This is a genomic window from Bacteroidia bacterium (genome assembly GCA_016218155.1).
GTDB lineage: Bacteria > Bacteroidota > Bacteroidia > Bacteroidales > GWA2-32-17 > GWA2-32-17.
The window spans coordinates 23,786-35,235 of record JACREQ010000071.1 but is presented as its reverse complement, the minus strand read 5'-3'; the positions used below and the strand labels follow the sequence as shown (position 1 = coordinate 35,235).

The 11,450-nt window shown below is 30.6% G+C and carries 7 protein-coding genes; all 7 read left to right on the top strand.

Annotated features, from left to right (window positions below; all coding sequences use genetic code 11):
- The 7 genes from HY951_13235 (at position 1) to HY951_13205 (ending at position 11,410) form a co-directional block, all read left to right on the top strand.
- Positions 1-2,349 carry an NAD(P)H-dependent oxidoreductase subunit E gene (locus HY951_13235; GenBank protein ID MBI5541022.1) on the top strand — a complete coding sequence of 783 codons (2,349 nt, stop codon included), beginning with the start codon at positions 1-3 and terminating at the stop codon, positions 2,347-2,349.
- 1 nt (position 2,350) lies between these two features.
- Positions 2,351-3,877 (top strand): NAD(P)-binding protein, encoded by a 1,527-nt coding sequence (locus HY951_13230; protein ID MBI5541021.1) that lies wholly within the window; start codon positions 2,351-2,353, stop codon positions 3,875-3,877.
- Entirely contained in the window at positions 3,874-4,980 is a 1,107-nt protein-coding gene (locus HY951_13225; GenBank protein MBI5541020.1) for a PQQ-binding-like beta-propeller repeat protein, read from the top strand. Before HY951_13230 ends, HY951_13225 begins: the two co-directional genes overlap by 4 nt.
- A gap of 132 nt (positions 4,981-5,112) precedes the next feature.
- A complete protein-coding gene (locus HY951_13220) occupies positions 5,113-6,417 on the top strand; it encodes a glycosyltransferase family 4 protein (GenBank protein ID MBI5541019.1) in 1,305 nt (434 codons plus the stop codon).
- A gap of 124 nt (positions 6,418-6,541) precedes the next feature.
- Positions 6,542-7,012, top strand: coding sequence for an IS200/IS605 family transposase (gene tnpA / locus HY951_13215; protein ID MBI5541018.1), 471 nt, complete (start codon positions 6,542-6,544; stop codon positions 7,010-7,012).
- A gap of 313 nt (positions 7,013-7,325) precedes the next feature.
- Positions 7,326-8,009 (top strand): ABC transporter ATP-binding protein, encoded by a 684-nt coding sequence (locus HY951_13210; GenBank protein ID MBI5541017.1) that lies wholly within the window; start codon positions 7,326-7,328, stop codon positions 8,007-8,009.
- A 104-nt stretch (positions 8,010-8,113) separates the two neighbouring features.
- Entirely contained in the window at positions 8,114-11,410 is a 3,297-nt protein-coding gene (locus HY951_13205; GenBank protein ID MBI5541016.1) for an ABC transporter permease, read from the top strand.
- The last annotated feature ends 40 nt before the right edge of the window (positions 11,411-11,450 follow it).

Sequence of the window (11,450 nt, the reverse complement as noted above, 5' to 3'; positions counted from 1 at the left end):
ATGAATAAAGAAATATTAAATACTGTTGATAGAATTGTTGCTGATAAAGGTACTGCGGTGAACAATGTTATTCCTATTTTGCAGGCAATTCAAACAGAATTTAATTATTTACCAGAAGAAGCACTTCAAAGAGTCTGTGAAACAACGGATATTTCTTCAGCAAGAATTAAAAGTGTTTCAACTTTTTATTCTCAATTTAGACATCAACAGGTCGGAAAACATATAATAAATGTTTGTGTTGGTACAGCTTGTCATGTAAAAGGTGCAATGCTTGTTTATGATGCATTTAGAAGAGAATTAAAATTAAATGACCAAACAGATACTGACGCTCAAGGATTGTTTACAGTATCTAAAGTTGCTTGTCTTGGCTGTTGCACCATTGCTCCGGTTGTTCAGATTGATGATATAACCTATGGTCATGTAACAACGGATAAAATTTCTGAAATATTACAGGATTTTTTAAGTCAGAAAAATAATCCTTATCTAAAAAAGGAAAAAAAATCTGCTGTTGAATCCAATATTAAAGGAGAAGTAAGAATTGGTCTTGGTTCCTGTTGTGTTGCAAGTGGAAGTTTTGAAGTAAAGGATGAGCTTGAAAAAACATTAAACAATAATAAAATAAATGTAAATGTAAAGCAGGTTGGGTGTGTTGGAATCTGTAATCAAGTGCCAATGATGGAAATTGTTAAAGAGGGTGAGGAGACAGCTATATACACTAAAATTCAACCTGAAGATGTAAGAAAAATTTTATTAAAACATTTTAAAACTGATAGTTTTATTACTGAATTCAAAAATCGGTTTTATAATTTTATCGAGAATGTTGCTGTAAATGATGTTCCTGTAACAATAAATAATTATTCTTCAGAAAAAAGAGATACTCCTGTTTCTGAATTTTTGCAAAGTCAAATTAATATTGCAACAGAGTATCGAGGTGTTATAAAACCTTTGGATTTCGACGAATATGTTAAACTTGGCGGTTTTGTTGCCTTAAAAAAATGCTTGCATGAATTAAATTCAGAACAAATAATTGAAGAAGTAAAGTTAAGTGGATTAAGAGGTAGAGGAGGAGCAGGTTTCCCTTCTGGTCTCAAATGGGAAATTGTGAGGAATGCGAAATCTGATGTGAAATATGTGATTTGTAACGGAGATGAAGGAGACCCTGGCGCATTTATGGATAGAATGTTATTAGAATCTTATCCATTTAGAATTATTGAAGGTATGCTAATTGCAGCATACGCAGTTGGCGCAACTCATGGTATATTTTACATTCGTGCTGAATATAAACTTGCAGTAAAACAAATAACAACTGCTTTAGAAATTTGTAAAGAAAATAAAGTTTTAGGAAACAATATTTTTAACTCTGGTTTTACATTTAATATTGAACTTTTTCAAGGTGCAGGAGCTTTTATCTGTGGTGAAGAAACTGCCTTAATTGCTTCTGTTGAAGGTGACAGAGGATTTCCATCACTTCGTCCACCTTATCCTTCTGAAAGTGGTCTATGGGATAAGCCAACATTGATAAATAATACAGAAACTTTCTCATTAGTTTCATGGATTTTTAGAAATAGTGCAAGTGAATTCAATAAAATAGGTACAGATAAAAGCAAAGGAACAAAGGTGTTTGCTTTAGCTGGAAAGGTAAATCGTGGCGGATTAATTGAAGTTCCGATGGGTACCACTATAAAACAAATTGTAGAAGAAATTGGTGGTAGTATTGCAAATGGTAAAACATTTAAGGCAGTTCAAATTGGCGGACCATCTGGTGGCTGCATTCCAGCTTCAATGTCAGATATAACTATTGATTATGAATCTTTGATTCATGCAGGAGCAATGATGGGCTCTGGTGGATTGGTAGTGTTAGATGAAACCGATTGCATGGTTGATATTGCAAGGTATTTTCTTTCATTTACCCAAGATCAATCATGTGGAAAATGTACATTTTGCAGAGTTGGGACAAAAAGAATGCTTGATATTTTAAATAAAATATGCGATGGCGAAGGCAAACCTGAAGATTTAGATAAACTAGAACAACTTGCACTAAAAACGAAGAAAGGAAGTTTATGTGGACTTGGAAAATCTGCTCCAAATCCTGTTTTATCAACACTACAGTATTACAGACATGAATACGAATCTCATATCAATGGTTCTTGCCCTACAGGAAAATGTAAAAATATTATTAGATATGAAATAACAACCGATTGTATTGGCTGTACTATGTGTGCACAAAGGTGCCCGTCAGATGCAATTGAAGCAAAGCCACATGAATTACATTTCGTTGTATCTGCTAAATGTATTAAGTGTGATATTTGTAAACAGATTTGTCCGACAGGAGCGGTAATAACAAGGTAGAATGATAAATCTTAAAATTGATAATATTACAATTCATGTTCAAGATGGAATTTCAGTTTTGAAAGCTGCAGAAACTACTGGAATTAAAATTCCTACAATGTGCTTTAATGAGTCAGTTCCTAATCATGCATCATGTATGGTTTGTGCTGTTAAGAATAATATTTCTGGAGAGTTTATTCCATCTTGCGAAATGAAAGTGCAGGAGGGAATGGATATAATTTGTAATTCACAAGAAGTTTTTGAATTTAGGAAAGATGCTTTGGAGTTGCTTTTAAGTGATCATGTGGGCGATTGTGAAGCACCGTGCAGAATTAGTTGTCCTGCTTTTATGGATATTCCTAAAATGAATAGGTTAATTGCTCAAGGTGAATTTTTAAAAGCACTTCAAGTTGTAAAAGAAGAAATAGCGTTGCCCTTAATTCTTGGCTATATTTGTTCAGCACCATGCGAAAATGCATGCAGGAGAAACCAAATTGAAGGTGCTGTCTCTATTTGTCAGTTAAAGAAATTTGTTGCAATTAAAGATAGTGAGAATGGTAAGTATTACTTGCCTGAAAAACTTTTTACTTCAAATAACAGAGTAGGAATTATTGGTACTGGAATGGCAGGGTTATCTGCTGCTTATCATTTGTTAAGATATGGATATTCGTGTACTTTGTTTGATAAAAATGAAAGTGCAGGAGGAAAATTATTAAATATATCTGAAACAGAATTACCTAAACTTGTTCTGGAAACAGAGATTGAAATTTTAAAACAATTTGGTGCAGAGTTTAAATTAAATTCGCTTGTAACAATTGATCAAATAAGCAATGATTTTGATGCTATAATAATTGCTACTGGTGAAAATTCTAATGTTCAGCAATTGGAAATAAATGAAGATGCTTATACAACAAACATTTCTGGAGTATTTGCAGCTGGTTCAGTAATTAAGCCAATTAAGATGGCTGTTAAGGTTGTCGCAAATGGAAAAGCAGTAGCTAATTCTGTACATTGTTATTTATCAGGAATTGCATTAAAAAAACAAAAAAGACAATTTAATTCAAGATTTGGAAAGCTTAATGAATCAGAGATTGCTGAATATCTTAAAGAATCAATGTTGGGTAACCGGAATGAACCCGTGAATGGTAAACTTGCCGGTTTTAATAATGAGGTAGCAATAGCTGAAGCATCACGCTGTTTAAGATGTGATTGTCGAAAAGCTGAAAGCTGTAAACTAAGAATTTTGTCTGATAAATACGAAGCAGATCAGCAAAAATTTAAATCACGAGAAAGAAAAAGTATTAGAAAATTGTTTCAGCATGAGGTTTTAGTTTATGAGTCTGAAAAATGTATTAAATGTGGTTTATGCGTTGAAATAACAAAGAGAAATAAAGACATTGTAGGATTGTCATATGTTGGACGTGGTTTTGATATTCAGATTAATATTCCATTTAACAAATCATTAGATGAGGCCATAAAAAATTCTGCGTTGGAGTGTATCTTAAATTGTCCCACTGGTGCAATTTCTAATTATAAAGGAGAAAGATGATTTTTTTTAAAAACATATTACTTCTTATAATACTTGCAATTTCTATAAATGTATTTGCTCAGGATTGCTGGTCTTCATTTCGTGGAAATCAAAACTTGACTGGTTATACAAATGTGACTTTATTGAAATCATACAAATTGCTATGTACATACAAAACTGAGGATAAAATAAAATCAGCACCAATATTTTGTAATGATAATATTTATGTTGGTTCCAATGATGGTTATTTGTATTCAATTTCAAAAGCAGGTAAACTAAATTGGAAATTTAAAGCAGGTACCTCTATTGAAGCTGCACCGTTATTGCTTGATAATACTATTTATGTTGGGTCTTTGGAAGGTTATTTATATGCCTTGGATTCGAAAACCGGAAAATTAAAATGGAAGTATAAAACTGACGGACAAATTTCTGGTGCATCAAATTGGGTGTTAGGGTCAGATAAAAAGCAAAAAAGAATTTTGACCGGAAGTTACGATTATAATTTGCACTGTGTTAATTCATCTACTGGAAAAGTTGTCTGGAAATTTGAATCAGAAAATTATATAAATGGATCTGCTGCTATTTCTAAGAATATGGCTGCTTTTGGCGGTTGTGATGGTTTTTTGCATTTAATTGATGTGAACTCAGGAAAAGAAATATCAAAAATTAATATCAATAATTATATAGCTTCGTCAGTTGCTATTGATGGAAATCGTGCTTATTTCGGTAATTACGATGGAGAATTTTTCTGTATTGATATAACAACAAAAAAACAGGTATGGAAATTTGAAGGAGGCGGTACTTTTACTTCTTCACCATCTATTTATGATAAGTATGTTGTTATAACTTCCCAAGATAAAAAAGTTTATTGTCTGAATAAAGCAGATGGAAAAATATTGTGGAATTTTCCAACTCTTCAAAAAATTGAGGGTTCGCCTGTTATAACACAAAACTCTGTAGTTGTGGCATCAGGTGATGGTAGACTTTATATTTTGGATTTAAAAACGGGTAAAAAATTATGGTCGTATGAAATTGGGAGTCCGGTTTATTCCACTCCTGCTGTAACAAATAACTTTATAATTGTTGGTGCCGATGATGGAAAAGTTTATGTTTTTGGGAAGTAATGAATTATGGAAAGGATAAATAATAAAAATAATAAGCGTTGGGTCATATTGAGGTACTCGAAATATTGTGCGGTGGGCAAAGTGTCACCCTTCGAGAGCTTCAGGGTGAAGAAAGTAAAAATGAAAAATTAAATGAAAATAACCTATATAGTACCTGGTTTTGGAGGAACATTTTATTGCGGAAATTGTCTGCGCGATAGTGCATTTTCGAAAGCATTAAAAGCACAGGGACATGATTCCATTACATTGCCATTATATTTACCCCATTCAATTGAAGAATTTGCTCATCAATCAGAAGTTCCCGTTTTTTATGGAGCTGTAAATATTTATTTGAAACAGAATTTTAAGTTGTTTCGCAAAATGCCAAAATGGCTTTACAAATTCTTTAATTCTCCATTTATTTTAAAATATGCAGCAAAAAAATCAGGTTCAACTCGTGCAGAAGGTCTTGAAGAAATGACAATTTCAATGCTTAAAGGAGCCGATGGTTTTCAGACTGAAGAATTAAATCAACTAATTTATTATCTAAAACATCACGAGAAACCAGATGTTGTTCATTTGTCCAATGCCTTGTTAATGGGATTAGCTGCTAAAATTAAAGAAGAATTAAATGTTCCTGTATTTTGTTCTTTGCAGGATGAAGATGTATGGATTAATGCAATGCAAGAGCATTACAAACCCAAGCTTTGGCAGTTAATGAGTGAAAAAGCAAAAGATATTGATGCATTTATTGCTGTAAGTGATTTCTTTAAAAACATTATGCAGAAAAATATGCAGATTGAAGAAGAAAAATTACATGTGATCCATTTAGGTGTTAATCCGGAAATGTATAATGTTCATTCGCCAGCTCAGAATCCTCAGGCTATAGGGTATTTGTCAAGAATGAATGAAGAGAACGGTTTTGAAATCGTTATTGATGCTTTTATTAAAATTAAAACACAACCTGAATTATCTAATCTTAAGTTAATCTTAACTGGTGGTAAAACTTCTGATGATAATAAATTTATTCAAAAACAAATAAACAAATTAGAAAAGAATAAAGTTTTGCAATTTGTTGAGTTTGTCGATGATTTCAGAACTTCTGTATTAGATGAATTTTTCAATAAAATTACAGTTTTATCTGTTCCTGTATTAAATGGTGAGGCATTTGGATTATACCAACTTGAGTCCTTAGCATCTGGTATCCCAATTGTTCAACCCGATTTGGCTGCATTCCCCGAAATTGTTGAAATATCTAAGGCTGGTGCAATTTACAAACCTAATACTTCAGATGCCCTTGCAGAAAAACTTGCAGAAGTTTTGTCTGATCAAACTAGATTAAATCTGATGAGTATTAATGGTAGAAAAGCTATTGAAGAAAAGTTTAATTTGAAAGTTTCAACAAAGCGACTAGTTGAAATTTATGAAAATATGATTAACTTTAAAATTAAAAAGTAATCAGGAAATAATATATTAGTATTATTATAAGTAAAGTTATAACTCAAGCCCGTAGGACTTGCATAATAATAAGTAAAAGAAAGAGAAGGAATAAAGCCTGTAGGGCTTTCATAAAAAAGAAATAATGAAACCTGGAGTTTATACACAGTTATATACACAACTTGTTTTTGCTGTAAAATACAGAGAATGTTTGTTGACTGAATCTATCAGAAATGAAGTGTTCAGTAATATGAGTGATTTGTTAACAAATAAAAAACATAAAACTATTATAATTAATGGGTATTTAGATCATGTACATGTTTTTTTAAGTATTAACCCAACAGTTTCAATTTCAGATGTTGTATCAGATCTGAAAAGAAGTAGTTCACTTTTTATTAATGATAAAAAACTGGTTAAAGGAAAATTTCAATGGCAGGAAGGTTATGGTGCTTTTTCTTATAGTAAATCTCATGTTGAAAACGTTTATAATTACATTTTAAATCAGAAAGAGCATCATCAAAAAAGACCATTTAGAGAGGAGTATTTGGATTTACTTAAAAAATTTGATGTAGTTTACGATGATAGATTTTTATTTGAGTTCTTTGATAATGTCTAAATATGGATGCCCTACAGGCATCAAATTGGTGTTTGGAGTTTTTAGATACAATAATGGATGCTCTACGAGCATCTGAATATTGTTTGATGATTAAAAAAAGAAGCTGTATGTTAAAGATAAAATGTGTTACCCAAGCTCGTAGAGCTTGCATTATAGTAAGTAAAAAAAATAAGTTAAACCCAAGCCTGTAGGGCTTGAATTATGTTAAAAATAAAATGTGTGGTCAAAGCTCGTAGAGCTTGCATTATTGTAAGTAAAAAAAATAAGTTGAACTCAAGCCTGTAGGGCTTGCATAATATAGAAAAAGAAAAATATGATTATTGAATTAGAAAAGATCTATAAAAGTTATCAAAACAATACTGCTTCATCGCAGATTAAGGTGCTTGATAATATTTCTTTAAAAATTAATTCTGGAGATTCTGTTGCAATTGTAGGACCTTCAGGTTGCGGTAAAAGTACTTTATTAAATATACTTGGAACATTAGATAAACCAACTTCTGGTATAATTAAGATTAATAATGATGATCTTTCTACATTTAATGACAAGAAATTAGCAGAAATACGAAATCAGAAAATTGGTTTTGTTTTTCAATTGCATCATTTGTTACCGCAACTAAATTTACTGGAGAATGTTCTTTTGCCAACTCTAATTATAAAAGATAGTAAGCATAAAGAAGCTGCTAAATTAAGAGCAATAGAATTGTTAAAATCTGTAGGATTACAAGATAAAATTAAACAATATCCGGGTCAACTTTCAGGGGGAGAATGTCAGCGCACTGCTGTTGTAAGAGCATTGATAAATCAACCTGAAATTATTTTTGCTGATGAGCCTACTGGTTCACTTGACCAGGAATCTGCTGAACAAATAGGTGAGTTGTTGTCAAAAATTAATAAAGAACAAAATGTAGCACTTGTATTGGTGACTCATTCCTTTGAATTGGCTAACAAAATGAAAATAATTTATAAATTGAATAATGGAAAACTAATAAAATCATAATAATTCTTAATGTCCCACTGAGCGTCCGCCGCGGCGGATCGAAGTGCCTATTTGATATACTACAATTAGATTCTTCGCTTCGCTCTGAATGACAAAACAAAAAAATGACAAAACTAAACTACATATTAAAATCAGTTCTATTCTTTAAAAAACAACATTTAGCTGTTTTCGCCGGAACAATTATTACTACTGCTGTTTTAACTGGAGCTTTAATAGTAGGCGATTCTGTAAAAGCTAGTTTAACTGGAATTGTTGAAAATCGACTTGGAAATGTGCAATATGTTCTGCAATCAAACGATAGGTTTGTAAGAGCCAAACTTGCTGAAGAAATTTCAAATAAATTAAAAGTACAGGCAGCACCAATTATATTACTTCAAGGTATTTCTTCTAATCCTGAAAATGATACAAGAATAAATAAGACTCAGGTAATAGGTATCGATTCTAGTTTTTGGTTGTTATCAAATAAAAAGATGCCTGATTTGAATACTGATGAAGCTATAATCAGCACAAATACTGCAGAAAAATTAAACTTAAAAGTTAATGATGAATTAGTTTTAAGGGTTGAGAAATTAAGCGTTATTCCAATCAATTCTCCATTTAGTGCAGAAGAAATTCCTTCAGTCTCTTTTCGCTTAAAAATAAAAGCAATTGCTGATGAAAATAACCTTGGTAGATTCAGTTTGAAAAACAATCAGGTAGCTCCTTATAATGTTTTTATTTCGCGAGAATACTTAAGTGCAAAGTTAGATGTAAATGGATTAGTGAACGTTGTTTTATTGACAGAACAGAAGAATATCATTGCTGACACAGATTTTTTTAATAGTGTGCTTTCTGATGTCTGGAATGTAAAAGATGCTGGTATCGAAATTAATAAGATAGACGAAAAAGGGAATTGTGAAATAACATCTGATAGAATATTTATTGATAAACAGATTTCGTTATCAATAATAAATAAAATTCCAACTGCTAAAACCATTTTAACGTATCTTGTTAATTCAATAAGTTTAAAGAAAAAATCGACTCCTTATTCTTTTGTGACTGCTGTTTCAAAGAATTATTATAGTAAAGAACTTAAAGAAAATGAAATTTTAATTAATGATTGGTTGTCTGAAGACTTAGATTCAAAAATTGGTGATACACTTAAATTAATGTATTTTGTTATTGATGACAGACAGAATTTAAGAGAAGATAGTAGTCACTTTATTGTAAAAGGTATTATTCAAACAAAGGACAGTCTTATTAATCGTTCATTAATGCCTAAATTTCCTGGATTTGCAACTGCAATTAGTTGTGTTGAATGGAATACTAATATCCCAATTGATCTAAAGAAAATTCGTGATAAAGATGAAAAATACTGGAATGAATACAGAGGAACTCCAAAAGCTGTAATTTCAATTGAGGCAGGAAAAAAGCATTGGGAAAATAAGTTTGGTGATTATACTTCAATTCGATTTAACGATTCAACTTTTATTTCTTCTACAAAAACTCCAGATCAGGAAATTTTAAAAGAAATTAATCCTGAAGATCTTAACCTTTCTATTGTTGATGTTAAAACCTCTGGTATGCAGTCTGCAAGTACTGGAGTTGATTTTGGTCAATTGTTTTTAAGTCTAAGTTTTTTTGTGATTCTTGCAGGAATTATTCTAACAGTAATGCTATTTGTTTTAAATCTTAAAGCACGTAAAGCTGAAATTGGATTGCTGATTAGTATGGGTTATAGAAGAGGTAAAATATTGAATCTGCAGGTATATGAGAGCACAATTACTGTATTAATAGGAAGTCTATTTGGAGTGTGTGTTGGGATTTTGTATAACTATGGTTTAATGTTAGCAATAAATTCTGTATGGAATGATATTATAAGAACTTCAATGATGGATGTCTCTATTAAACCAATGACATTGCTAACAGGTATTTTAAGTGGTTTCGAAATTTCGATGTTAACCATTTATGTTGTTACTTATTTTAATCTTAAAAAAACTGCAGTAAACCTGATTAATAATAATTCTATATCATTGAAATTTGTTAGAAATAGAAATAAATGGATACAGTTTTTTTCTGTTATTATTGCATTTGGTGGATCATTAACTTTAATATTATATTCGATATTAACCTCTGTAGATAAAAATGCTGCTTTGTTTCTGATGTCTGGTGGATTGTTTTTGGTTGGATGTATTACTTTATTTTATATTTTAATTGGAAATAAGAATAATTCAGATAAAACAAGTTTAAATAAACTTGCATTTATTAATGCTTCTAGAAATAAGTTAAGGAGTATAACAATTGTTATATTAATTTCATTGGGTGTTTTTGTAGTTGTAATTACTGGAGCAAATAAAAATACATTTGTAGGAAGCGAAAATGAAAATAACTCTGGTACCGGTGGCTATACTTTTTGGGCAGAAACAAGTATTCCGTTAACCTTTAATTTAAATACTAAAAATGGAAAAGACAAATTGGGTTTCTCAAATGATAGTATTTTGAATAATGTTAATTTTGCACAGTTTCTTTCATTAAATGGTGACGATGCAAGTTGTCTTAATTTAAATCACATTCAGAATCCAAAAATAATTGGTGTAAATCCCGAAGAATTTAATAAACGTAAATCTTTCTCATTTGAGAATATTTCAGAAAATGTAAATAATTTAAATCCTTGGACAGAATTAAATAAACAATACGGCGAAAATATAATCCCTGCATTTGCCGATCAATCAGTTATTACATGGGGTTTATTAAAGAAACTTGGAGATACTCTGACTTATGTTAATGAATCTGGAAAAAATCTGAAAATAGTATTAGTTGGTGGTTTGAGTTCCTCTATATTTCAGGGAAATATTTTGATTTCTGAAAAACATTTTAAAGAAAATTTCCCTTCAATAGGTGGTTCTAAAATAATGCTTGTAGATGTTCCGAAATATAAAATTACAGTCGTAAATGATTTATTAAATAGTTATTTAAAAGATTATGGAATAGATATTACAAAAACAACAGAACGCTTAAGTCAGTTTAGCTCCGTAACGAATACATATTTATCGGTTTTTATGATTTTAGGAGGGTTAGGTGTAATAATCGGAACCATTGGAATAGGAATATTATTATACCGAAATCTACTTGATAGAAAACAGGAATTATCCATGATGTTGGCTATAGGCTTTACAAAACAGAATATTTTTTCTTTGATTTTTAAAGAGAATATTTATTTAATATTTATTGGAATTTCAATAGGAATTGTATCCTCATTTATTGGAATTTTGCCTTCATTAATTTCAATATCCTATAACATGTCTTTTACTTTTGTTTTTTTACTTGTTATTCTGATATTTACTAATGCATTAATTTGGATTTATTTTCAAATTAAAAAGGCTTTAAAGAAAAATATAATAATTTCATTACGAAATGAATAAAAAATTAAACACAAAGTGCACTAAGTATGGCACAAAGTCT

Bases quoted from the DNA above. Each gene is read 5' to 3' on its own strand.
- HY951_13235 (MBI5541022.1), top strand. From the start codon at position 1: ATGAATAAAGAAATATTAAATACTGTTGATAGAATTGTTGCTGATAAA.
- HY951_13220 (MBI5541019.1), top strand. From the start codon at position 5,113: ATGAAAATAACCTATATAGTACCTGGTTTTGGAGGAACATTTTATTGC.
- HY951_13225 (MBI5541020.1), top strand. From the start codon at position 3,874: ATGATTTTTTTTAAAAACATATTACTTCTTATAATACTTGCAATTTCT.
- HY951_13230 (MBI5541021.1), top strand. From the start codon at position 2,351: ATGATAAATCTTAAAATTGATAATATTACAATTCATGTTCAAGATGGA.
- HY951_13205 (MBI5541016.1), top strand. From the start codon at position 8,114: ATGACAAAACTAAACTACATATTAAAATCAGTTCTATTCTTTAAAAAA.
- HY951_13210 (MBI5541017.1), top strand. From the start codon at position 7,326: ATGATTATTGAATTAGAAAAGATCTATAAAAGTTATCAAAACAATACT.
- tnpA (MBI5541018.1), top strand. From the start codon at position 6,542: ATGAAACCTGGAGTTTATACACAGTTATATACACAACTTGTTTTTGCT.